The 23,649-nt window shown below is 69.4% G+C and carries 16 protein-coding genes; 8 read left to right on the top strand and 8 right to left on the bottom strand.

The genetic code is table 11. The annotated features are described in order from the left end of the window. Positions 1-507: 507 nt before the first annotated feature. Positions 508-4,866 (bottom strand): LamG-like jellyroll fold domain-containing protein, encoded by a 4,359-nt coding sequence (locus tag AB0O82_RS36490; RefSeq protein WP_363589000.1) that lies wholly within the window; start codon positions 4,864-4,866, stop codon positions 508-510. Positions 4,867-5,545: 679 nt separating this feature from the next. Between AB0O82_RS36490 and AB0O82_RS36485 the strand changes: the two genes are divergently transcribed. Next, positions 5,546-12,613 (top strand): polymorphic toxin-type HINT domain-containing protein, encoded by a 7,068-nt coding sequence (locus tag AB0O82_RS36485; protein WP_363588998.1) that lies wholly within the window; start codon positions 5,546-5,548, stop codon positions 12,611-12,613. Between the two features lies 1 nt (position 12,614). Continuing rightward, positions 12,615-12,956: a hypothetical protein gene (locus AB0O82_RS36480; protein WP_363588996.1), complete on the top strand. Its 342-nt coding sequence runs from the start codon at positions 12,615-12,617 to the stop codon at positions 12,954-12,956. A gap of 129 nt (positions 12,957-13,085) precedes the next feature. On the opposite strand, the gene AB0O82_RS36475 is transcribed toward AB0O82_RS36480, so the two are convergent. The 7 genes from AB0O82_RS36475 to AB0O82_RS36445 all read right to left on the bottom strand — a co-directional run bounded on the left by AB0O82_RS36475 (position 13,086) and on the right by AB0O82_RS36445 (position 18,906). Next, positions 13,086-14,330: a site-specific integrase gene (locus AB0O82_RS36475; RefSeq protein WP_363588994.1), complete on the bottom strand. Its 1,245-nt coding sequence runs from the start codon at positions 14,328-14,330 to the stop codon at positions 13,086-13,088. Further along, positions 14,330-14,551 carry a helix-turn-helix domain-containing protein gene (locus tag AB0O82_RS36470; RefSeq protein ID WP_363588992.1) on the bottom strand — a complete coding sequence of 74 codons (222 nt, stop codon included), beginning with the start codon at positions 14,549-14,551 and terminating at the stop codon, positions 14,330-14,332. The genes AB0O82_RS36475 and AB0O82_RS36470 overlap by 1 nt, the downstream gene beginning before the upstream one ends. Further along, positions 14,551-15,993: a replication initiator gene (locus AB0O82_RS36465; RefSeq protein ID WP_363588990.1), complete on the bottom strand. Its 1,443-nt coding sequence runs from the start codon at positions 15,991-15,993 to the stop codon at positions 14,551-14,553. Before AB0O82_RS36465 ends, AB0O82_RS36470 begins: the two co-directional genes overlap by 1 nt. Positions 15,994-16,144: 151 nt before the next feature. Further along, a complete protein-coding gene (locus tag AB0O82_RS36460) occupies positions 16,145-16,906 on the bottom strand; it encodes a DUF2637 domain-containing protein (RefSeq protein ID WP_363588988.1) in 762 nt (253 codons plus the stop codon). A 38-nt stretch (positions 16,907-16,944) separates the two neighbouring features. Further along, positions 16,945-18,363, bottom strand: a complete 1,419-nt coding sequence (locus AB0O82_RS36455; protein WP_363588986.1) for an FtsK/SpoIIIE domain-containing protein — start codon at positions 18,361-18,363, stop codon at positions 16,945-16,947. Between the two features lies 1 nt (position 18,364). Beyond that, complete coding sequence (locus AB0O82_RS36450; RefSeq protein ID WP_363588984.1) at positions 18,365-18,556, bottom strand: hypothetical protein; 192 nt, start codon at positions 18,554-18,556, stop codon at positions 18,365-18,367. Then, positions 18,553-18,906 (bottom strand): hypothetical protein, encoded by a 354-nt coding sequence (locus tag AB0O82_RS36445; protein ID WP_363588982.1) that lies wholly within the window; start codon positions 18,904-18,906, stop codon positions 18,553-18,555. Before AB0O82_RS36445 ends, AB0O82_RS36450 begins: the two co-directional genes overlap by 4 nt. Before the next feature lie 160 nt (positions 18,907-19,066). Here AB0O82_RS36445 and AB0O82_RS36440 point away from each other — a divergent pair, with 160 nt between their 5' ends. The 6 genes from AB0O82_RS36440 to AB0O82_RS36415 all read left to right on the top strand — a co-directional run bounded on the left by AB0O82_RS36440 (position 19,067) and on the right by AB0O82_RS36415 (position 23,334). Continuing rightward, positions 19,067-19,930 carry a GntR family transcriptional regulator gene (locus AB0O82_RS36440; RefSeq protein WP_363588980.1) on the top strand — a complete coding sequence of 288 codons (864 nt, stop codon included), beginning with the start codon at positions 19,067-19,069 and terminating at the stop codon, positions 19,928-19,930. 556 nt (positions 19,931-20,486) lie between these two features. Then, positions 20,487-20,657, top strand: a complete 171-nt coding sequence (locus AB0O82_RS36435; protein ID WP_363588978.1) for a helix-turn-helix domain-containing protein — start codon at positions 20,487-20,489, stop codon at positions 20,655-20,657. Positions 20,658-20,791: 134 nt separating this feature from the next. Continuing rightward, complete coding sequence (locus tag AB0O82_RS36430; protein ID WP_363588976.1) at positions 20,792-21,733, top strand: transcriptional regulator; 942 nt, start codon at positions 20,792-20,794, stop codon at positions 21,731-21,733. A gap of 157 nt (positions 21,734-21,890) precedes the next feature. Beyond that, positions 21,891-22,229 (top strand): hypothetical protein, encoded by a 339-nt coding sequence (locus AB0O82_RS36425; RefSeq protein WP_363588974.1) that lies wholly within the window; start codon positions 21,891-21,893, stop codon positions 22,227-22,229. Positions 22,230-22,691: 462 nt separating this feature from the next. Beyond that, positions 22,692-23,036: a hypothetical protein gene (locus AB0O82_RS36420; protein WP_363588972.1), complete on the top strand. Its 345-nt coding sequence runs from the start codon at positions 22,692-22,694 to the stop codon at positions 23,034-23,036. A 10-nt stretch (positions 23,037-23,046) separates the two neighbouring features. Then, a complete protein-coding gene (locus AB0O82_RS36415) occupies positions 23,047-23,334 on the top strand; it encodes a hypothetical protein (RefSeq protein WP_363588970.1) in 288 nt (95 codons plus the stop codon). Positions 23,335-23,649 lie beyond the last annotated feature (315 nt).

The raw sequence follows: 23,649 nt of genomic DNA, 5'->3' as shown, positions 1-23,649 counted from the left end.
ACTGCAGGGGGGACCCTGTGGGAGAGTAGGACGCCGCCGAACAATCATTCACAGAGAACCCCCATCCGGGAAACCGGATGGGGGTTCTCTGCGTTTCCGGGGTCTGGGGCCTTGGAACTCCAAGGCCCCAGAGTTGGAGCTTGAATCCGACGTGTGACGGGACGAAGCCGAGCTTCTCGTAGAAGCGGTGGGCGTCGGAGGCCATCGGTGCGGGTCGACGCTGACGTAGCCAAGGCCGCAGGTGTGGCGGCCAGTGACATGGCGCCAGGGGGTCATCGTGTCGTACGGGCGGGCTTAGCCGCCGGCCTCCGTGGCGGCGCGGCCGGGGGGCCGTGGGCGCCGAACAGGGGCTCTAGGAGGAGGAGCTGGAAGGTCCCGGTGCCGGGCCCTGTAGGCCCCCACCCTGCGAATCGGCTCGGCTCGCTTGGCGGCCGTCCGGGTATGGCGAAGGCCGTTGACTCCCCCATGGGGAGCCAACGGCCTTCGCGTGGTGGTGCCGGTTGACCGTCAGCCAGTCAGCTGTGCAGTGTAGGTCCACCGCTGGTTGGCCCCGCCGTGGCAGTCCCAGATGTCGAGCTGGGTGCCGTTGGTGGTGGTCCAGCCGGGGAGTTCCAGGCAGCGGCCGGACTGCGGGTTGAAGAGGCTGCCGTCGTAGCGCCGCAGCCACTGCTGCCCGCCCTCAGCGGGGTTGCAGTCGCGCAGGACGACCTTGGCCCCGTTACCGGCGGCGTTGTCCTGGGTGCCGACGCACTTGCCGTTGATGGTCATGGTGTTGTCGGGAGTGAAGGTGAAGTGCTGGTTCGCTCCGTTCCAGCAGTCGTAGATGGCGACCGTCGCACCGGTTGAGCCGCCACCCCAGTCGTCGACGCACTTGCCGTAGGCGTAGGCGCTCTGGACGTGGACGCTGGCGTTGCCGGTGGCGAGGTTGTTGGCCTGCTGGTCGGTGACGGCGTACGGGTAGAGCCGCACGTCGCTGACCGCACCGTCGAGTCCGGCGGTGTCGGGGATTTGGTGCGTGGTCTCGGCACCGATGGTGACCGGGCCGTCGGCCGTCCAGCCGTGCCAGTCGGCGTCGACCTTGGTGGTGCCGACGGCCTGCCCGTTGACGTAGAGGGTGATGGCCTGGGTGTCGGCGTTGTAGGTGCCGACGAGGTGGGTCCAGACACCGACCTGGGGCGCTGCGGTGTCGTTCACCGTGTAGTACTTGGCCGGCGGGTAGCGGTCCTCACTGGCGAGGGTGAACGACCAGCGGCCGAAGGAGGAGGAGTACTGGAGGTAGAACGGGCTCCGCTGGTTCCCGGCCTGGGAGACGATGGTCCGGAAGCCGTTGGTGTTGTTGATCTTTGCCCAGGCCGCGACGCTGTAGCTGCGGGTGGTGTCGATGCCGGGGCTCTGCTTGGTCTTGTAGTAGCTGCTGCCGTTGAGGGCCGTGGCCGCGCCGGCGACGTTGTTGTGGTCGGCGGTGCGGGTGGGGGCGCCGCTGGGGCTCAGCGGGTTGTTGATGCTGCTGTCGACGATCTTCTCGGTCCGGCCGTCCATGGCCCACCAGCTCGGGGCGGCGGCGGCCTTGGCGGCGTTCTGGGGGCCGGCGTCCCAGGTGAAGGTGGGATTGGTGGGGTCGCCGCTGCGGTGTCCCCACCAGATCTGGATCTGCCCGTCGGCGTTGCGGCCCCAGAGGGTGGGGGCGCCGTTGCCGGTCAGGTCGCCGTCGGAACCGAGGACGGGCCACGTCGTGGCGGAGACGTTGCCGATCGGGACGGCGGCGGAGATCGCGGTCACCGTGGGCACGCTGATCGGGTTGCCGAATTCGTCCCGGACGGGCTCGCCGTTGTGGGTTGGGGCGTAGGTGCCGGTGGTGAAGGTGTAGGCGCGTAGGTCGCCGGTGGCGCGGTTGCGGGTCCACAGGCCGGGGTGTCCCTGGCCGGCCCAGTCACCCGGGGTGAGGAGGTCGAGGTCCTTCCAGCCGGAGGCCGCCAGTTGCACGGGGGCGCCGAGAGTCTGGGCACCGGTGGCCGGGTAGAACCACAGGCCCGCGTCGCTGCCGTTGCTTTCGACAGTCAGCAGGCCGGTCTGGTTCTTGAACTGCAGCTTGGTGTCGAGGTCGCTGTGCGCGGGGTCACCGAGCGAGGCGACCTGCAGGGTGGTGGACCAGTCGGCGGCGTACGCCCCCGGTGCGCACCGCGGCGGCGGGTTGTCGGCGTCGCTGCAGTTGGGCTTGGCGAGCACCGCCTTGCTGTCGAAGCGGCCGGAGTAGCCGGTGTTGCCGGGGTTGCCGTAGAGGTAGATGTCCTTGTCGCCCGCCGGGTGGACGATGAGGTCGTCGACGTTCTTGCCGCCGGTCAGGGTGCCGCGGTGGGTGAACTGGACGCCGTTGGTCCAACTGCCGGTGGGGGAGTCGGCCGGCAGCGCCGCCAGAGCCGCGGTGGGGCTCTTGGCGAGGGAGTTGCCGGGCACGTTGTACGCGCGGAGGTTGCCGGCCCCGTCGTAGGTGACGATGTCGGGAGCGCCGTCTCCGGTGATGTCGCCGAAGACCGGCGGTGGGCCGTCGGGGTTCCACGGCACGTAGAAGGCGTACTGGGTGACGGGGGAGACGTTCCCGGCGTCGTCCTCGGCCTGGATGAACAGAACGTTGGTGCCCCAGCGGCCGGCCGTGACCGGAATGCCGCCGGTGGGCATGGCGCCACCGCACTGCCAGCTGGAGCCGGCAAGCTGCGGGTCCCAACTCCAGCGGAGGCACTTCACCCCGGAGGCGACGCCGCCGTTGGGGGTGGGATCCGCGAGGGTGACGGGGACGTACCCGGTCTGCCAGGTGCGGATCTTGGTGGTCTGCCCGTTGCCGGAGGGCGGGAACTGGGTGGCCAGTGCGTCGTCGGAGAGCTGGTCGTAGACGCCGGGAACGGAGACCTGCGGAGGGGTCAGGTCGACACCGAAGCGGCAGGTGGGGGTGGAACCGGAGAGACCGACCAACTGGTCGCTGGCCATGATGCCGTAGCCGTAGAGGTGGCCGTCCTTGATGACGTTCGGACTGACGGTGAAGGCTGCGTTGCCACCATTGTTGACAAGGGGTGAGTAGCCGCCGTCGACGTCGGGAACGCCGGAGAGGGTGTAGTCCCAGATGTGGGACCAGGAGTAGAGCTGGCCCTGGACGGGGCTGCTGACGGTGGCGTTGAGGGTTACGGCGCCGTTGAGGTCCGAACCGGCACCGAGCCAGCCCCAGTTGTCGCCGTTGCAGCCCTGGGTCTGGCGGGCGGGGTCGGCGGTGTGGGGGACCGGGTAGGTGTACGGGTTGGTCGGGGTGTTGGGGGTGCGGTCGTAGGTGACGGTGAGCGTGGCGCCGTAGTCGAAGCGCTTGAACGCGTAGGCGTTGTTCTCGTCGGAGGCCTGGAGACCGAAGGTCAGCCAGGGTTCGTTGACCCACTGTGCCACGGTCGGGCCGGCGTTCCAGAACGTCACCGGGACGTTGTCGTGGCAGGCGCCGCGGCCGGAGCCGGCGACCTGGGCGGTCTCGATCGGACCGCCGACCGGCTGGGGCCGGTTGTTCCAGTTGGTGCCCGTGTTGATGGGGCGGTCGACGAGGTAGAGGTCGACGCCGTAGGTCTTGTTGCAGTCCCAGTCGGCGGAGATGTATTCGGCGAAGTCCAGTCGCGCGGAGTTGATGGCCGCGCCGTTCAGACCGCGGGTGTCGATCTGGAAGTAGGCCCGCTCGATGTCGGCCGGGTTGCAGCTGGGCGCGCTGGGGTAGCTGCCGCACTTGCCGACGCCCAGGTGGTCGCTGTCCGCCGGGCCGTTGACGTTGTAGTGCGTCGCGGTGGGGTGCTGGGACTGGACGAAGGTGGAGCCGTAACTGCTGTTGGCCCAGGGGATCCAGGCCGGGTCGATGAAGTACGGGGCGGTGCCTGTGGCGAGGATGGACTGGTCCGGGGTGAGGTCGATGCCCGAGGACGTGGTGGCCACCGGCACCGTCGCGACCTTCGCCCCGGCGCCGGGGCTCTCCGGGGTGCTCACCGAGGGGACCACCTCGCGGCCGCCCGCGCCGGAGGAGGTGCTGGGGACCGGTGACGGCGAGTGCGTCGTGTCGGCTGCGGGCATTGCCGCAGCCGCAGCGCGGAAGCTCGCGGCCTTGACACCCGGGGTGCCCGTCCGGGCGGCGTCGGCGGCGGGGGTGCTGTCCCACATCCGGGGCGCGGGCGCGTGCCAGCGGGGACCGTCGGCGGCGGAGGCCGTTAGGTCGTGGTTCTCGTCGGACGTGATGGTGACCCCGTCCGTGACGGTGCCGAAGTGGAGGCTCTTCAGCGCCGGGTCCGCCGCCGCCTTGGCGGTCTTGACGATCAGCACCGTGCTGACGCTGCCGGCCTTTCCGACCGTGACCTTCAGGTCGGTGTCGGCTCCGAGGACCGCTGGGTAGAGCAGGCTGTCGCCCTGGACCTGGGGTGCAGGCAGCGGGAACGGCGCGGTCAGCGCCAGCTTCTTCCCGTCCGTGCTGGTCATGGTGGCCAGCGGCCCGTCACCACCGCCGGACAGGACCACACCGGACGGGGTGGCCTTGGGGGCGAAGCCGCCGCCCGGTCGCGCGGCCAGGGTGGCGTCCAGCGGGTGCCATTGGCCGTCGGCCTTCATCCGTTGCTGCTGCGGGTGGCGCGACTCCTGCAGCTGGCCGTCCGGGGTGGCGTAGGTCTCGGTGAACTCGGTGGTCAGACGGTCGATCAGGACGCTCTTGCCGGTCGCCTTGGCTTGGGCGAACGCGGTGTTATCCGCCGGCCGGTCCTTCGGGCGGTCCTTGGCGTGTGCGGTATCTGCGGCCGCCATGAGCTCGGCCAGGGTCTTGCTGTCGGTGCCGCTCGGCGTGGTGCCGGCGAAGGCGGGCATTGCGGAAGACAGGGCGAGGACGAATCCGGTCGCGGCGGCGGCGAAGCGAAGCCGAGACGCGGCTCGCCCCCGGGCTCTCGGGTGCTCTCTCGGTGGGCGTTCGGGCATGACGGGGCCTCCCCCGGAAGTGATGGTTGGTGCGGACACCGCCGGGATCGGGCAATGCGCACAGGACATGCGGAATTTCGCCCAAAAGTGAAGGTGCGTCAAGTCATTAACAGGGCTATATGCCCCTTTAGTGAGGCTAGCTGACGATTTGTCGGTCAACGTGATGCATGCCACTTATAAAAAATTGATATTGGGCTCGACGTTGATGTGAACAAGTTCGTAGGGTCGCCGACGTTAATTTCGGCTGTTCCATGCCCAGGGGCATGGTCAATTCCCATAGGGGGCAGTGGTGGCGTCCACCCGTCGTGCTCGGTCAACCAGGGGAAGAACCGCCCAACGGGCGAGAAAACCCAGAACAGCCCTGCTCAGCACATTGGCTATGATGGCGGGACTCGTCGTACCGGCGGCTGGGGTTCCCGCATTCGCCATCGGTTCGGACGAGAACAGGATCTGGTCCCCGACGACCACTCAACTGCCGTCCACACCGTCCGTCCCCGGGAAGGACGCGAAGCCGGACTCCCCGGCTCCTCCACGAACTCCGACTCCTGACTGGGTGCCGCCAAAATCCCCGGTGGTCCCCCCTCGCGGTGCGTCCACCGTCGAGCTGGCGGCCGTGCCGCCAGTCGGCAGCCGGGCGGCCCGGCTGGACGAGGCCGGCCAGACCGTGATCGAGCCCTCCGCCGGTGCCTCCACCAAGGCGGGCGCCCTTCCGGTGTGGCTGGCGCCCGTGGCCGCCGACGGCCAGGAGGCCACGCGGAAGGACACGACCGTCGAGCCCGGTGCGAAGGCCTCGGTGCACGTCGAGGTCACCGACGCTAAGACCGCCGCGTCCGCGGGATCGCGCACCAACCTGGTGGCGCTCACGCCGACCGACCCGTCGAACGCGGCCAAGCTGCGAGTCAGCCTGGACGCCTCCGCCTTCGGAGCCGGGCTCGGCGGTGACTGGTCCCAACGCGCCCGCCTTTACACCCTGCCCGCCTGCTCCCTGACCACCCCCCAGGCCGAGGGCTGCCTGGAGCGCAAGCCCGTCGAGTCGCACTACGACGCCCAGACCGGGAAGCTGGTCGCCGACGTCGACCTGCCGGCCGCCACGGCTGCCCCGAAGGCAGGCGTGACGCAGGCCGCGTTCCGCACCGGGCTCACCGCCGCCGCGGCCGCACCGACCGTGCTCGCGGCCGACGCGCCCGCCACCGGCGGGGCCGGTACCTACAGCGCCACCAGCCTGGCGCCCAGCCAGTCCTGGACTGCCGGCGAGGCCTCGGGCGCGTTCAACTACAGCTATCCCGTGCAGTCGCCCCCGAGCATCGGTGGCGGCGCGCCGAATGTCGCCCTGGGATACAGCTCGACCGCGGTGGACGGCAAGACCTCCTCGACGAACTCCCAGGCCTCCTGGATCGGCGACGGCTGGGACTACGGCCCGGGCTTCGTCGAGCGCTCCTTCCGCCCGTGTGCGAAGGACGGCATCACCGGCTCCGGCGACCAGTGCTGGGGCGAGGCCAACCTCACCCTGTCGCTGGCCGGCCACTCCGGTGAGCTGGTGCCCGAGGACGCCTCGTGCCCGAAGACGGCCGGCCCGGACGAGTGGTCCAGGTGCACCTGGCGGCTCAAGACCGATGACGGCAGCAGGATCGAGTTCCTGACCGGCGCCACCAACGGCACCTGGAACGGCTCGTACATCAAGCTGACCGACGCCGCCGGTGCCGCCTACTACTTCGGCCTGAACCACCTGCCCTCCGCCACCGGCAAGCCCACCACGATCGGTCCGGACGCCAACTCCGCCTGGACCGTTCCGGTGTACTCGCCCAACAGTGGCGACCCCTGCTACGACGCGGGCAAGGGCAAGGACTCCTGGTGCCAGACCGCCTGGCGCTGGAACCTCGACTCAGAGGTGGACGTCTACGGCAATCTGACCACCTACAGCTACACGCCCGAGACCAACTACTACGCGCGCGGCGGCGGCCAGAACCGGGGCAAGGGCACCAACACCGCCTACACCCGCGGTGGCGTGGTGGCCTCGATCGGCTACGGGCAGCTGCTGTCCGACCAGTTGAACGCCAACGGCGGCTACCAGCCCGCCGCCCGGATCGACTTCGACTCCGGTGAGCGCTGCGTCACCGGCGCCGCGGCCTGCGACCCGGCCCAGCGCACCGCCGCCAACGCGGCGAACTGGCCCGACGTCCCGCTGGACAAGCAGTGCGCGCAGAACGACGTGTGCGCCAACTACGGGCCCAGCTACTTCACCACGAAGTGGCTGAACACCATCACCACCCGGATCCGTTCCGGCAACGGCTACCGCGACGTCGACTCCTACGCGCTCAACCACGTCCTGAAGCTGGTCCAGAACAGCACCGAGAACACCGCGGTCCCGTGGCTGGTCTCCGTCCAGCGCACCGCCAAGGACGAGTTCAACGGCCAGAAGCCGATCACCCTGCCGGCCGTCACCTTCGCCGACGTCCTGCTGCCCAACCGGGTGGACGGCGCGGGCCCCTCCCGCCCCGCCTACAACCGGCCGCGCATCGCCTCGGTGACCACCGAGACCGGCGGCGCCATCAACGTCGACTACTACCAGGCGTCCTGCTCCCGCACCGCCGGGGTGATGCCGACGTCGGCGGACGACAACAAGCTCGGCTGCTTCAACGTCAAGTGGTACCCGCCCAACTCCACTGCCGACAGCAACCCGGTGGACGACTGGTTCCTGCGCTACCCGGTCAAGACGATCACCGTCGACCCGCGCTCCGACCTCGTCAAGGGAGCGCTCCCGCAGACCACCACCTACACCTACGGCGACGCCGCCTGGCACCGCAACGACGGCCGGTTCGTCGAGGCGAAGGACCGCACCTGGGACGACTTCCGGGGTTTTGCCACGGTGACCACCGTGACCGGCACCGGCAAGGACGGCGCCCAGGGCCAGAAGTCGACCACCTACCACCAGGGCATGGACGGTGACCTCACCGCCTCCGGCGCCAAGCGGTCCCGGACGGTCGCCGGCCCGATGAGCGGCCCGGTCACTGACAGCGACTGGCTCTCCGGCCAGGTCCTGGAATCGGACACCTACGCCCAGGCGGGCGCGACCGAACCGGTCGCCTACAGCGTCAGCACCAGCTCCGGCCCGGCCACCACCGCGACCCACGTGCGCGGCGACGGCCTGCCCGACCTCGTCGCCCGTTACACCTCCACCAGCAGCGTCGTCACCGCCAAGGCCCGCAAGGCCGACGGCACCTGGCGCACCACCACCGACACCACCACCACCGACCCGGCGCACGCCAACCGGCCCGTCACCGTGCTCAACCAGGCCGAGGGCACGCCGGACGTCTGCGCCCGCACCACGTACGCCACCGGCACCGACTCGGTCATGACCGTGCTGGTCTCGGAGGCCATCTCGGTTTCCGGCCCGAACGCCTGCACCGCCGTCCCCACGGCCGCCAACACCCTCACGGGTTCGCGGACCGTCTTCGACGGCGCCGCCTTCGGCAGCGCCGGCGCCAAGGGCGAAGCGAGCAGCATCCAGGTCCTGGAGAAGTTCGACGACTCCGGCAAGGCCCAGTGGACCACCACCGGCCTCAGCACCTACGACACCTACGGGCGCCCGGTCACCGTGACCGACCCCACCACCACCGACTCCGCCCACCCGGGCGGCGCGGCCACCACCACGGTCTACAACTCCGCCAACCCCGGAGAGCTGCCCAACGGGACGACGATCACGTCGCCGGCCCCCGTCGGGGCTCCCGACGCGGCCACCGGCCGGATCTCCACCGCGACCCTCAACCCCGCCCGGGCCCTGCCGATCACCGGCACCGACGCCAACGGGCGCACCGTCACCCAGGCCTACGACGCCCTGGGCCGCCTCACCGCCGTCTGGCTCGCGGGCCGGACGACCAGCGACAAGCCGAACTACGCCTACGGCTACGCGGTCGGCAACGGTGCTCCCAGCAGCGTCACCTCCGGCCGCCTGCGCGCCAACAGCAGCTACGCCCAGTCCGTCCAGATCATGGACGGGCTCGCCCGCGTGGTACAGACTCAGGCCGACCCGGCGATCTCCGCCTACCACGGCCGGATGATCACCGACACCTACTACGACTCCCAGGGCCGCGCCAACCGCGTCAACAACACCTACTACAACGACCAGGCCGGCCCCGCGACCACGCGGTTCGAGCCCGAAGACGCCAAGGTCCCGAACCAGACCTACAGCGTCTTCGACGGCCAGGGCCGCGCCACCAGCGTCCAGTTCCGCGCCTACGGTGTCGCGCAGAACGCCACCACCACGTCCTACCCGGGCGCGGACCGCACCGACGTCACCCCGCCCGCCGGCGCCACCCCGACCACCACGGTCAACGACGCCCGCGGCCGCACGACCCAGCTGTGGCAGTACCGGACGCCCGTCGCCACCGGCAACAGCGCCGACGCGGACGTCACCAGCTACGCCTTCAACCCCGGGGGCCAGGAAGCCTCCCGCACCGACGCCGCCGGCAACACCTGGTCCTACACCTACGACCAGCGCGGCCGCCAGACCGGCGCCAGCGACCCGGACGCGGGCAACAGCTCCGTCACGTACGACGCCGCGGGGCGCGTGGCCTCCAGCACCAATGCCGGCGGCCAGACCATCGCCACTGCCTACGACCTGCTCGGTCGCAGGACCGGTACGTACCAGGGCACGGTCAGCCCGGAGAACCAGCTGACCGGCTACGCGTACGACACCGTCGCGAAGGGACAGCAGGACAGCTCCACCCGCTACGTGGGCGGGGCCAAGGGCGCCGCGTACACCAACGCGGTCGTGTCCATGGACATCGGCTACCGGCCGACCAAGACCACCCTGACGATCCCCGGCAGCGAGGTCGGGCAGAGCGCCCCGGTCACCTACACCACCAGCGCCAAGTACGACCCGATCACCGGGGCCAAGGCCGAGGAGACCCGCCCGACCGTCGGCGACGTCTACTCCGAGACCATCGTGTACACCTACGAGGTCTACGGTCTGCTCTCGAAGTTCGGGGCGTACGGCGGCAAGATGTACGACCTCCAGTCGGACTACGACGCCTACGGCCGCAACATCCGTTCCACGATGAACCCGTGGGGCACCCAGGTCGTCACCACCGCCACCTACGACGAACCGACCGGCCGCACCCTCACCCAGTACGTCGACAAGCAGACCTCGACCACCGGCACCGTCCAGAACACCACCTACGCCTACAACCAGGCCGGCCGGATCACCGCGATCCGGGCCATCCCCGACAACACGCCGAGCGCCACCGACCTGCAGTGCTTCAGCTACGACCACCTCGGTCGACTGAGCACCGCGTGGACCGACACCGGACGCCTCGACCAGGCGCCCGACCCGGCCGTGGGCGGCCAGGGGGCCTGCGCCAACTCCACGCCCACCAGCGGCGCCCAGGCGCCCACCCGTACCACCGTCGGCGGCTACGCGCCCTACTGGCAGAGCTACCAGTACGACCTGACGGGCAACCGCACCCAGTTCGTCGCGCACGACGCTGGCGGCGACACCGCCAAGGACACCACGGTCACCCAGACCTTCCCGTCCACCGGCACCCGCAATGCCCCGACCAGCGCGCCCAACAGCGGCGGCGGCACCGGTGGGCCGCACGCCCTGCTGAGCTCCACCAGCAGGACGGGCAACAACGCGCCCACCACCAGCACCACCCAGTACGACGCGGCCGGGCGCACCACCGCCATCACCGACACCAACGGCACCGCCAAGCTCACCTGGAACGGTGAGGACCGGCTGGAGTCGCTGGCCAAGACCGACGGCGGCACCACCACCTACCTGTACGACGCCGAGGGCAACCAGCTCGTCCGCCGCAACCCCGGCAAGACCACCATCAACATGGGGGGCGACGAGCTCACCGTCGACACCGGCACCAAGCAGCTCGCCGGCGCCCGCTACTACGAGATCCCCGGCGGCACCACCCTGGTCCGCCAAGGTGGCGGCAAGCTGACCTACCAGATCGCCGACCACCACGGCACCGGCGTCCTGGGCATCGACTCCGCCACCCTGACCGAGACCCGACGCCCCAACGACCCCTTCGGCAACCCGCGTGGCACCCAGCCGAGTACCTGGGCCGGGGACAAGGGCTTCGTCGGCGGCACCAAGGACGACGTCACCGGCCTCACCAACCTCGGCGCCCGCCAGTACCAACCGACCACCGGGCGGTTCCTGAGCCTCGATCCCATCCTCGACCGGGCCGATCCCCAGCAGTGGAACGGCTACGCCTACGGCAACAACGACCCCGTCAACCGCGCGGACCCCAGCGGTCTGTTCTCCATCGCCGACTTCATCAAGCCGCTCATCATCGCGGCCGCCACCGCGGTCGCGACGGCCATGGGCTTCGCCATCCCGAACGCCAAACCCGTCTCCCCGGCCCCCGTCTCCGTCCCGGCGGTCGACCAGGCAGAAGAGAGCGCACAGCGGGCCGAAGCCGCGAAGCAGAAGGTCGAAGCGGCGCACCATAGGGAAAACCAGGCCAAGCAGAAGGTGATGGGCGCCGGCAAGCAGCTGGCCAAAATCGCCGCCGACGAACTCGGCATCACGGACGCTTTCGACTGCGTCACCAAGGGCGACCTCGGTGCCTGCGGCGAGACCGTGCTCAACGTCGCCACCAGCCTCATCGGCGGCGGCCCGCTCGCCAAGCTCGCCAAGAAGTACGCGTTCCACTGGGGCAAGGCCTACGAGCTCGCCAAGACCATCAAGCGCCTCGCCAACGAGCTCTACGACGGCTTCAAGGCCTGGCGCACGGAGTCCAAGGCCGTTCGCGAAGCAGAGCAGGCCGCTGGAAGTTGCCTCATCGGCGGGAAGAACAGCTTCAAACCCGACACACCCGTCCTACTCGCCGACGGCAGCAGCAAACCCATCAAGGACGTGAAACAGGGCGACGAAGTCCTGTCAACCGACCCACAGACCGACAGCACCAAGCCCGAGGCCGTCGCCGCCACCATCGTCACCCCCGACGACCGGCAGTTCACCGACCTCACCCTTGCCGCCGACGCGAAGCCGGCCGCCGCCCTCACCTCGACCCAGCACCACCCGTTCTGGGACGAGACCACCCGGCGCTGGACCGACGCCTCCGACCTCCATGTCGGCGACCAGGTCCGCGCGGCTGACGGCACCTTCCTCACCGTCCAGGCCATCCGCAACTACGAGACCGATCCGCAGGAAGCCCGCAACCTCAGCGTCGCGGAGCTCCACACGTACTATGTGCTGGCGGGGGCTACGCCAGTACTCGTCCACAACTGCAACCTGGGTGACTATGCCGACAGCCTGCGTGCTGGCTTCAATAAAACTGATGGCCCCTTCTTTGCGGCGAAATACACATCACCGTCAGGGCGAACCTATTTTGGTCACTCGGGTCATGACCTGACGCCAGCTCCCGGTGGAGAAGTGGATTCTCTCGTGCGGCAGTTCACGCCTGAGGGGGGTCGCTACCATGCGGGATGTGCTGAAACGATGTGCCTCATCCAGGCAGAGGCGGCCGAGGGTGCGGCCGGGATCCGAGGGGGATCGTTCGAAGTGGTAAAGGTGCGGGGATTGAATTCACCGCCCGGTGGCGCGCACGGCACGCCTGCCAGTCCATGCGCGTTGGTCTGTCAGCCCAGGCTGCAGCATCAGGGAATCAGTTTCGAAGGTGGTTGATGTGGCCAGAGAGCACCTCCAGGTTAATCGATTCGGGTTTGCCGAATACGAAGACATGATTGAGCTCGCCCATGGAGTAGATGCTCCAAGGGTGGTGGGAGTGTTGAGTTCGATCGTGGAGCTGGTTCTCACAGGGGAAGACGACATGCTCGATTCGCTATCGGATGGTGCGCAAGCAGATTTCGTAGTCCCCCTAGGGATGTGCGCGAGGATGCTTTCGAGTGGTGATTATTCGGCGCTGGAGCTGGTCTCTGCCGCCTGCACCGTGAGATATGCCGCCGAATCGCACATGTCTGAGTTCTCGGACAGCCTCGCGCAGATGTTGTCTCAGCTGCCACGCTGAGTGACGCTAGCGATCGCAAATATAGGCCCCGTCGAGCTGCGCTCGGCGGGGCTGATTTGCCGTTTGACGGCAGTAGTTGACGGCAACGGCGGCGGACACCAGGTGTCCGCCGCCGTTGCCGTACGTATGTCAGGGGTGGTCGAGGGCGCGGCCGAGGAGGTCGATGGCATCGCGCTGGAGGCGGAGTCGGACGTGGGCGTAGACGGTGGCGGTGACGCCTATGTGGGCGTGGCCAAGGAGTTCCTTGATGACGACGAGTTCGACGCCCTGTTCCAGGAGCAGGGTCGCGGTGGAGTGCCGGAGGTCGTGGAAGCGGATGCGGCGAAGGCCGGCCTTGCGGAGAAGCACGGTGAAGGTGCGGGTGAGGTTGGTTGGGTCGATCGGTGTGCCCTGCACAGTGGTGAACACGTGCTCGTCGCGCTGCCACATGGTGCCCGCGGCCTCACGCTCACGCTTCTGCTGCTCGTGGTGGAGCTTCAGCGAATGGAGGCAACGGGTGGGAAGGGCGATGCGGCGCTCGGAGGCGCGCGTTTTGGTGGGCAGCGTGGTGAGTCCGCCGGTGCTGGTGCGCTGAAGTGTGCGGCGGATGGCGGCGGTGCCCGTGTCGAGGTCGAGGTCTTCCCAGCGCAGGCCGAGAAGTTCGCCCTTGCGGAGTCCGGTGTGGAGGGCGAGTTCGAACAGCGCGTGCAACCTGTGTCCGCGCGTAGCCGCGAGGAACTGGCGGGCTTCGTCGGCGGTGAGGGGTTCGAAGCGTCGGGGCCTTGGGGTGCCGGTGCGGACGTTGCGGGCGACGTTGCGCGGGATCTCCTCCTCACGGACGGCGTGCTCCAGGGCGGACTTGAGCACGGAGTGGATGTAGGTCAGCGTCAGCGGGGAGAGCAGCTTGTGGCAGCACTGGCCGGCGGCGCAGCAGCGGGACCGGTCGCGCCGGGCGTCGATGTGACGGGTGCAACACTGGCAGGTGGTGCGGAGCTGGTTGAGCCAGGTGCGGACGTCCTTGGCGGTGAGCTTGGCCAGCTTCTTCTTGCCCAGGCCGGGGATGAGGTACCGGTTGACGCAGGCGGTGTAGCGGGTGTGGGTGTTCTCGCGGAGGTGGTGGACGGCGACCGCCTCCAGCCAGTACGTCAGGTACGCGGCCACGCTGCCCTGCGCGGAGGGGACGGGGACGCCGCGGTTGCTGGCGGCGATCTTCTCGGTGAGCTTGGCCAGGGCCTCCTTCCGGGTGGTGCCGTAGACGCGCACACGGCGACGGGTGTTGCCGGGGGCGAGGACGTATCCGGCGGCTTCCCATCGGCCGTCCTTACGCTGGTAGACGGTTCCGTCACCGTTGGCGCGGGTACGGCGGGAGGCGGGGGTGTCTCGGGGCGTGGTCATCAGGCGGCGGCTTCCTGGTCGAGGCGGGTGCGGATGAAGTCGGTGAGGGCGTGGGCGGGGATGCGGCGGGCGCGGCCGAGGGTGATCGAGGCGAGCTGCTGGGTGCGGAGCAGGTCGTAGACGGCGGAGCGGCCGAGCTGGAGGCGGGCCATGACCTGGGGCACGGTGAGCAGATCCAGCGCCGCCTCCGCGTGGAGGGCGGCGAGCGGGGGCGAGGCCATCAGCAGCCCCCTTCGGCCGTGAACTGCCGTTCCAGTTCCTTGCTGTGCCAGACGTGGGCGGCGAGGAGGGCCGCGCCGGGGCTGTAGCCGGTGCCGAGGTAGGCCCAGTGGCCGACGACGAGGGTGGTGTCCGGGGCATGCTCGGGCAGGCCGGCGTGGGCGCGGGCCTGTTCGGTGCGCCAGGCGCGACGGGCGGCGCGCAGCGCGCCGAGGGTGGTCGAGTAGGCGCGGGACTTGGTCGAGAAGTGGCCCCGGAAGCCGAGCATGTGTGCCCACTTCCAGAGCTTGAGGTCGGCGAACTCCGGTAGCTTGCCCAGCTCCCAGCAAGTGCGGATCATCTGCCGCACGTGCCGGGCGACGGCGAGGCGGGGTAGGGGCCGGGCCTGTCCGGTTCCGTCGCACGTGGTGCAGGGGAGCGGGGTTCTGTTGGGTAGGAGGGTGGCGCCGCGTCCCTGGCAGGGGCGGCAGAACAGGGCGCGGTCGAGGGTGCCGGAGGTGTCGGCGGATTTGGTGGCGTACTTGGCCACGTAGGCGGCCACGGCCTGGTCGGTGAATTCGGTGTCAGCGCCGAAGGCGGCGATCTCGCGTACGTCGAGCTGTTCGCCCCAGCCAAGTTCGCGTTCCCCGATCGCGTCCGACTCGACCGTGACGCGGACCCGGGCGGCGGCGGCCCGGATGGCGTCGGTGAGCACGGCGGCGGTGGCGTACGGCGGCGGGGGCTGGCTGTTGCCGTCCGGGCCGTCGAGGCGGATGACGGCGTGGATGTGGACCAGGCCGCGCTGCTGGTACTCGGCGACCTTGGCGAAGGAGACCCGCAGGACCGCGTGGGCGGCTTTCTGGGTCATGCCGAGTCGGGCGGCGATCTCGCGGCGCAGGTAGGTGGTGAAGCGTGCCCACAGGGCGGAGGCGTGGGCATTGAACAGGACCGCGCCCGCGTAGTCGTACGTTGCCGGGTTCAGCGGCGTGCCGAGCAGGAGGTCCGTGGGTTCGTGGAGCTTGCGGCAGCGGCAGGGCCGGATGCCGCCGGGGGTGGTGGGGCGGTTGTGGACGGGGCCGAAGGACGGCGGTGTGAGGGTGACGAAGACGCGGGGGTGGGTGCGGACGGTATCGGGGACGGTCTTGCCGCCGGACAGGCCGGCGCGGATGAGGTGGTAGGTGTCGGCGGCGTAGAGGCGGGAGCAGGCCGGGCAGCGGGAGGCGCGGCGGTTGCCGCAGGCGGTGAGCAGGCTGCCCGTGGGCTCCTCGGACGTGGTGTAGGCGCGCAGTACCTCGCCGGTCGTGGTGTCGACGGTGGTGGTGCGGCCGGTCAGGCGGACGGGTTCGGTGCAGCCGCCGAGGTGTTCGATCTGCTGCTGTGCGCGGTTGAAGTCGGGGTGGTTGACGAGGTGGAGCAGGTCCCGCACGGCGGGGCTTGCCACGTGGCGCAGGTCCAGGGTGACCATTCGGGGCGTGTCCCTTCTGTCGGGGTGGTACCCGAGCAGCAACCAGACGCGGCGGAAGGCGTGTTGGTGCTGCTCGGGGCATGACGAACAAGGCCCATCGGGTGGGCGTGGGGTTCGGGGAGGGGTGATGCGGACCGGTGGCCGGGGTGGCTCAGAGCTGAGCGAGGGCGGTGGTGGCCACCGGCAGGGCGACGCCCATGCGGGTTGCGAGCTGGGCGCCGGAGATCGGTGTTCCGTGCTCGGCGTGGTGGGTGTCCGCGATGCGCCGGGCCGCACTCAGCAGCGCGGCGGGCAGGGCCGGGCGAGGGCCGGTGGCAGGGAATTTGGCGACGGCCGGGGCGGAGCCGGGCGCCTTCATCACGGCGGGTGCTTCGGCCGGAGGTTGCACAGGTGTCGCGGTGGTGACCGGCTCAGGGGCCGGGGGCGCGGTCTCGGGAGCGGGCACCGAGGTAGGCACCGGCTCAGTGATGGGCGCGGGGGCTGGGGTGGTTGTGGTGGCGTCCTCCTGGTGTGCGGCGGTGTGGAAGTGGGCGAGGAAGGTGGGGCCGACGTGGCCCCAGCCCAGGAGCAGGAGCGGGGCGACGGTGTCCAGGCAGGCCCGTCCGTAGCGTCCGGTAAGCAGGGGTTCGGCGGTGTTCAGCGCGAGGGTGAGCAGCCCGCACAGGTGCAGCAGCCGGGTGCCGGCCTTCAGCTCCGCCTTGGGGACGCCGCGCAGGGCCAGGTACCGGTGCGCGACCAGGAGGCCGACGACGGACAGGTCCACCATGGGGGCGATCAGCGGCGCGATCGGGCGCGGGACGCCGAGCCGCAGGGCGAGCGCCCAGACGTTGCCGAAGGAGAAGACGAAGGCCAGGACCGCGATGACCGCCATGACCACGGTCACGGTGCGCCGGGTGAACCGTTCCTCCGCCATGCGCGGGACCTCCTCTCGGGGCGTGGGATCGGGGGCGTTCAAGGCTTGGACAGGGGGACGGCCGGGCCGTCCGGTCCTTCGTCGTCGCCGGGGTTCGTCTGGCCGGTGGTGTCGAGGAGGGCGTCCAGGCACAGGGCGGGGTCGGCGGTCAGATGGGAGGTGGCTTCCGCGATGCGGGCGGCGTCGGCGTCGGAGACGTACGGGGTGCGGATGCGGGTGAAGCCGGGGCGGCCCTGCATCGCCATCACCGCGACGCCGACATAGGCGGGGTCCTGCAAGGTGACCGGGCTGGCGTCGGGCCAGTTGCGGATGTCGTCGCCCAGCGCGGCCACCGCGGCTTCCACCGTCTTCTGCGCGAACGACAGCCCCACCGGGCACACGTCCCGGATGAAGGTCGGGATGGCATCCCCGGTGGTCTTCTGGCTGATCAGGATGGTCAGGATGCCGACGCTGCGGCCCTTCTTGACCAAGTCCTCCACCAGCCGGGCGTTCTCCGCCGTCAGCGCGGCCAAACGTTTCGTCTCAGCGTCGCCGCCCTTGTACTCGCGGAAGAACGTGTGCGCCTCATCGATGAGCACCACCGTGAGCGGCCACAGCCGAGAGGGGCCGACGTGCCACATGTTCTTCACGCCCAGCACGTCCCGGATCACCGACGACCGCCGCCGACGCAGCTGAACCAGGCGCTTGAACAGCGCATTCGCCTCATCCAAGTCGTCACCGCAGAACGCGAACATCCGCTTGACCAGGTCCGCGTAGTCGCCCTCTTCGGCCCGCGACACCTTCCCGTCGAAGCCCACGAACTGCACGGCCGCCGACGGCGCGAGGTCACAGACGAACTTGTTGATCCCCGAGGTCTTGCCCGCGCCGGGTGTGCCGGCCACCGTCACGCCGGGCACGTTCGCCAGAGCCACGCACACCGGCGCCGCGTACTCGTCCACCCCCAGTTCCCAGCGCGCCACGTCCTCCGGCGGGCGGCCGGTGGGCCGGTGCCTGGTCGGCGTGGTCAACGGGTCGGAGCGCACGCCCCGGATCACCACCCGACCAGGCCCGTCCGGCAGGACGGAAACCCGCGTGCACCACCAGGCATCCGCTAGAAAGCGTGCCGCCTTCTGGTACTCCTCCAATCCGACCCGCGGTAGCGTCCTGGCCCGCACGATCACCCCGAACCGGTCCGGTGTGACCTTGATCCTCGGAGTCAGCACCCGAGGCGCGGGGGCGGCGCCGTCCTTCTGCGCGGTGATCTGCGCGAGCAGGCCCGGCGTTTTGTCGGTGACCGTCAGCCCGGCCATCCGCGCCAGGCGCACCCAGCCCCAGCGGACCCGGACCGCCTGCCGCATGCTGATCCGTGTGCCCCGGTCGGCCCGCACGTAGCGCACCACGGCCAGCAGCAGCGTCACACCGACCAGCACGGCCGCGAACAGCAGCGCATCCGGTCCGAAATCCGTCACGGCTTCCATGTCAGTCCCCCTCAGTCTCAGATATCAGGCGGAGGACGTCGGCCAGGTCCAGCCCGGCCGCATCCGCCGGGGTCAGGCCGAGCCGTCCGAGTACCGCGCCGGAGGCGGCGAACGTCGCCTTGCCCTCAGTGCCCGGCAGAGGCCGCAGCACATGCAGCTCACGCTGCGGCCCCTGGCTGTCGGGGCCGGTCACTGGGCCGCCTCCGCCCCGACCAGCTCCAGGCGGTTGGCGCGGTAGGCGACGCCGTCGGAGAGCTGACCATTGAAGATCCGCGCCCACGGGGTGGCGAACAGCTCCACCGGCCGCACCATCACGCCCGGCTTCAGCCCGGCCGCCAGGCCCGTCTCCGGGACCGTGATCTTCAGGACCTCGGCCCGGCCGTCCTCCATGAGCATCACGGTCACCGTGTACAGCGATGCGCCGGTCTCCCGGTCGGTGGCGACCTCCCCGGTCTGCTGGTCCTTGATCTTCAGCACCGGCTCGGTGCCCGCGATGCACACCGCCGACGGCAGCAGAGCAACACGGATTCGAGACATGGCCATGCCATCACACCCTCATCGTTCGAGATGGAGTCGCTTGATCGACTCGACGATGACCATAGCGCTACGGCGATACAGATGCAACGCACGCATAGGTGGGACGGTCGATAAGGGCGGTGGTGCGGGCGTGTGCAGCAGGCGCTACGGACGCTACGGTTGGCCCATGACCCTGCCCCTGGACGACGACCCGCGGCCCCCCTACCTCCAGGCCGCCGAAGTGCTGCGGGCCGCCATCCTGAGCGGCGAGCTTCAGCCCGGTGAGCGCCTGCCGTCGGCGCGCGATCTCCAAGAGCGGTTCGGTGTCGCCAGCTCCACCGTCCAAAACGCCCTGCGTGTCCTGAGACAGGAAGGGCTCGTCTACTCCGTCCTCGGCCGGGGCAGCTACGTCAGCCTGCCCCTCGACCAACAGGACACCGAAGAAAAGGACAGTGCCGAAGGCGCGGCAGGAGACGGCCCCTTCCCTCCTGGGTGGCGTTCGGCCCGCGCAGAGGACAACCGCCCCCCCTTCGTCCGGACCGCGGACACCCTGCGCGAAGAGATCAAGGAAGGGTTCTTCCCCCCGGGTAGCAAGCTGCCCTCCGCTCGTGAGTTGCAAGAGCGATTCACCATCGCCAACTCCACTGCGCAGAACGCCCTTCGTCTTCTCAAGAGCGAGGGGCTGATCTACGCCGTCAAAGGACGCGGCGTCTTCGTCCGCACCGCCCCGACACCCGGCAAGAACTACAGCTCCAAGGTTGTCCAGCACCTCCAGCGCGAGGAGGTCGAACGCCAGGCCCGTAGGACCGCCGGCGAATTCGCGCACCTCTCCGACGCCGAGCTCAAAGCGCTTGCCGACCAAATCCACGACGAGCTCAACCAGGCCCGCACGGCGTACCAAGCAGCGGTTGAGAAAGGCCGGAAGATCACCCGCGAACTGGCCCGCCGTGGCCAACTCGCGCCACCGCTCCACGACGATCCCGCAGCCGCCCGCAAGGAACTCGAAGACAGACTCGCCGACGCGAAGAAGCGCCGCCAGCAGGGCCCCTGACGACCAGGCTGACAGCTCGGCCAGTGGGTGAGCTGTTCAGAGTTTCTTTACTTGATCAAGGCGGCCCGCTGGCGCGGCCCGCGCGCGCTCCGGCCCTGCGGGGCCGCCGCCCGCTCCTGTCTCCGCCCCGCGGGCGACGGCCCCGCCGATCCGGGCGCGCAACAGCCAGGACAGCGAACCACCTGGGGCGCTGCCCCAGACCCCGGCCTTCCCTCTGAGGGGCAGGGGGCCGACTTACGAGTGCGGCTTCGTCGTGGTGTGAGGTCGTGGGGCGCGGGAGGGGTCCCTCGCCGCCCGGTCACCGGAGGCGTACCAGGAACCCCCGGGGGCCGCCAAGGCCGAGCGCACGCGTCACGATGTGAGCCTTGGCGGCCCCCGGGGAACCCTGGCACGGCGAAGCTGCCCGACCGACGAGGGACCCCTCCCGCTCAGGCCCCGATCCTGCCGGAGTTCCGGCCGGCCACGTGGTGGGGCACCCCTGTGGGTGGGTGTCCGCCGGATCGCCCCCGGTTGATGGGCCGGCCGGGCGTACCGTGGAGTGGGAGGTGGTGAGTTGATGATTACGGAGCTGGCCGACAACGTCCGCAAGTACCGGCGTCGCGCGGGGATGAGCCAGGAGGAACTGGCCCACGCCGCGGGTGTTCGCCGGGCACGGTACGCAAGGCCGAGCAGGGCGGCACCATCCGCATGGAGACCTTGCACACGCTTGCCCGCGCGCTTGGGGTGACCACGGCTGCCTTGATGGCGTCCGATGCCCCGGAGCCCGTCGGGCGGACCGAGGAGCCGAACCGCGTCAACCTGATCCAGCTCCGCGCCGCCCTCACCCCGGCCGTCGGGCTCGTGGACTAGGACGCCGAAGCCGTGGGCGAGGAACCGAACCTGCGCACCTTCCGGCGGACCCTGCAAGACGCACGGGTGCTGTACTTCTCCGACAGCTACAAGAGCGTCGCGGCCCAACTGCCGGGCCTGCTACGTGATGCCGCACAAGCCGTCGCCTACTACGACAGCGGGGACGAGCACCGGCAGGCTCTGCTGGCGCGCGCCGAGGCACTGCGTCTAGCCGGCACCTACCTCACCCAGGTACGGCAATACGACATCGCGTACGCCGCTGTGCGCGGCGCCATCATGGACGCCCGCCAGGCCGGAGACCTGCTTGCGGCAGGCTCCGGTGTCGGCTGCATGTGCTGGCTGCTGGTGCGCCAGGGAAGGTTGGATGAGGCGGAACAGGTCGCCGCCCAAAGCATGGACGCGGTGGAGCCGAAGATCACCGGGGCCGAGCCGGACCACTACGCGGTGTGGGGCGGCCTGGCGATGGAGGCCGCCGCCGCAGCCGCGAGGAACAACCGTCCCGACGACGCGAAGGCGTACCGCCAAGCCGCCCGGGTCGCGGCAACCGCAGTCGGGACGGCACATCGCAACGTCTCCCGGCACTGGTCCGTCTTCGGACCGGTCACCGTCGCCGTCAAGGCACTCGAAGACTCCCTGGTCATCGGCGACGCCCGCGCGGTGGTGCGCAAGGCAGGCGAGCAGGAGGAGCTGTCGCCCAAGGCGTGGAAGCGCCTGGGCAGGCCCAGCACCAACGACGGGAACCGCTTCACCCTCGATGTGGCGCGCGCCCACACCCGAACCGGAGGCCTGTCCGCCGCTATGGACGAGTTGACCCGCGCCAGGGAAGCCGCACCACAGTGGCTGCGGCACCAGAACAGTGCCACCGAGACCATGCAGGAGATCCTGGGCAAGCGCAAGCGCACCCTCACGACGGAGATGCGGGAAATGGCCGACTACCTGGGCGTTGTCGGGTAGCTGCCACGCAGCGTGGCAGTTCGCGAACCAAGGGTCGCGAACTGCCATGTCTCCTTACTGGGGTGACGATTCGTCAGTGCCTACGGTCGGTGTCTCCACTATCAGTGACCCAGGCCGGGGGTGCCCAGTGAGCAAGCCCAGGAGCGATGCCGACCGCATGCGTCGCAGAGAGCTGCACGACGCCGCGTCGGGTGGAGGAGGCCCCCGCTTACTGCCGTGGACCAGCCCGGAGGGGAAGCCCTGCTACCTGAGCACCGACGGCCGGGGCTACCTCTCCACTCTCGCCGACAGCATCGAGACGGTACAGCTCAGCATGGGCCAGGAGCTGCTGGAGTACGCCCGAGAAGCCACGGCTTCCGGAGTGCCAACTCTGTCGGCCACCGAATACCGTTGGCTGGCCCGCCGGTTGACCGAGGCCCTGGCGGACGCGCTCCGGGTAGCCGACTCGCGCGGGCAGCGCCTCCCGGACCCGGAAGAGGCGGACGAAAGTGCCTGAATCTGCGGACGCCGACGCACCGGTCCGCGACTCAGCACGGGGGCGCTATCGCTTCCGCGAGTACCGCGTGACCACCGTCCCCGACCCCCTGGCACTGCCGGCCTTCACAGCGCTCTGCGTCACCGGCGAGGAAAGCAACTGCGGTGCCACATCCGGCACCCTGCACACTCCGGACGAGCTGACGCATTGGATCGCCAGACACTGCGCCCAGACCGGCCACCAGCACTACGAGCGGACCGTCCGAGCCATACTCCGTGCCGAGCCCGGCGCGTGGCAGTAAAGTCCCCCTGCGCCGACATCTCCGCCAGCGGCAGCACCGCCGTACGCTCCGCGCTCCTGACGGCAGTAGCGACGGCAACACCCACGGATTCCCCCGCACAACCACGGACACCAGCGGAACCCGAAACCGCCGCTGATCTGCGAATACGCAGATAGAGAGGGGCCGCGTAGCACACGTACTATGTGCTCGCCGGTACCACGCCGGTGCTCGTGCACAACTGCGGGACCGGTGAGATTTCTGACAAGGTCATGAATGATCACATCCTTCCTCGCCACTCACTAGAGCTTGATCACTTGCATCCGGAGTTCGCGGACAAGAGTAAGTTTGCCGAAGGAGTCACACCGACTCAGATCAGGCAGTGGGCGAAGGACGCCATGAAGGCGCCCATGGATAAGATCAGCATGAACAACGGCGCGCACCGCCATTTGTACGATGTCGGTGAAGAGATCGGCTTCGATGGAGAGGCGCACGTTGCGGTGTGGATCGAGAATGGTCAAGTGACCAGCGTGCATCCGGAGGTCCCGTAGGATGATAAGTGTGCAGGTCAGGGCCGAATCGGGTGAGATCTTGCAGCGGTGCTTGAGTGCAAGTGCTGGCAATTTCTTTCAAGCCGACAGTGTCGCCTATCCGCTGCTGGCTCATGTTGTCCCGTGGGCTGATACGGCCTTCAATCGAAGCCAGGTCGCCGCACTCGCTGCGGAGATCGATCGATATGAGGCGGATGCTGCGGTGAATCTCAACGGAGAGTCATTTGACTGGCTGCGTCAGATGTGTGAGGCAACTACCGAGGAGCCACACCGAATGCTTTGGTTCGTCGGTGACTAGGTAGCTGGTTCTGGGTTTCCAGAACTGTACCCAGAAGCCCCGCTGCAATTTCTTGCAGCGGGGCTTCTGGGCGTTTTGACGGCAGTAGTTGACGGCAACGTCAGTGGACGGGCGCTGCACAAAGCGGCGGGTCGTCACCGTCGTCGGGTTCGGCGGCCTCGGAGGGTTTGCCGAGCGTGCGGCTGAGGAGGTCGATGGCCTGGCGCTGGAGTCGGAGGCGGACGTGTAATGGTGACGTCGGGTATTGGAACTGTCCGAATGCCCTTGCGGTCAGAGTGGGGCGAGGATCATGAGGACCTCGTCGCGGGTGTCGTG

The sequence above is a fragment of the Kitasatospora sp. NPDC088264 genome (assembly GCF_040685715.1).
GTDB lineage: Bacteria > Actinomycetota > Actinomycetes > Streptomycetales > Streptomycetaceae > Kitasatospora.
Note: the sequence above shows the minus strand (reverse complement) of the source record. Positions and strands in the feature narration are given on the sequence as shown.

Excerpts from the sequence above, each read along its gene's own strand:
- AB0O82_RS36435 (WP_363588978.1), top strand. The coding sequence starts at position 20,487 with ATGATTACGGAGCTGGCCGACAACGTCCGCAAGTACCGGCGTCGCGCG.
- AB0O82_RS36470 (WP_363588992.1), bottom strand. The coding sequence starts at position 14,551 with ATGGCCTCGCCCCCGCTCGCCGCCCTCCACGCGGAGGCGGCGCTGGAT.
- AB0O82_RS36465 (WP_363588990.1), bottom strand. The coding sequence starts at position 15,993 with ATGGTCACCCTGGACCTGCGCCACGTGGCAAGCCCCGCCGTGCGGGAC.
- AB0O82_RS36425 (WP_363588974.1), top strand. The coding sequence starts at position 21,891 with ATGCGTCGCAGAGAGCTGCACGACGCCGCGTCGGGTGGAGGAGGCCCC.
- AB0O82_RS36440 (WP_363588980.1), top strand. The coding sequence starts at position 19,067 with ATGACCCTGCCCCTGGACGACGACCCGCGGCCCCCCTACCTCCAGGCC.
- AB0O82_RS36445 (WP_363588982.1), bottom strand. The coding sequence starts at position 18,906 with ATGGCCATGTCTCGAATCCGTGTTGCTCTGCTGCCGTCGGCGGTGTGC.
- AB0O82_RS36475 (WP_363588994.1), bottom strand. The coding sequence starts at position 14,330 with ATGACCACGCCCCGAGACACCCCCGCCTCCCGCCGTACCCGCGCCAAC.
- AB0O82_RS36455 (WP_363588986.1), bottom strand. The coding sequence starts at position 18,363 with ATGGAAGCCGTGACGGATTTCGGACCGGATGCGCTGCTGTTCGCGGCC.
- AB0O82_RS36460 (WP_363588988.1), bottom strand. The coding sequence starts at position 16,906 with ATGGCGGAGGAACGGTTCACCCGGCGCACCGTGACCGTGGTCATGGCG.
- AB0O82_RS36490 (WP_363589000.1), bottom strand. The coding sequence starts at position 4,866 with ATGCCCGCCTTCGCCGGCACCACGCCGAGCGGCACCGACAGCAAGACC.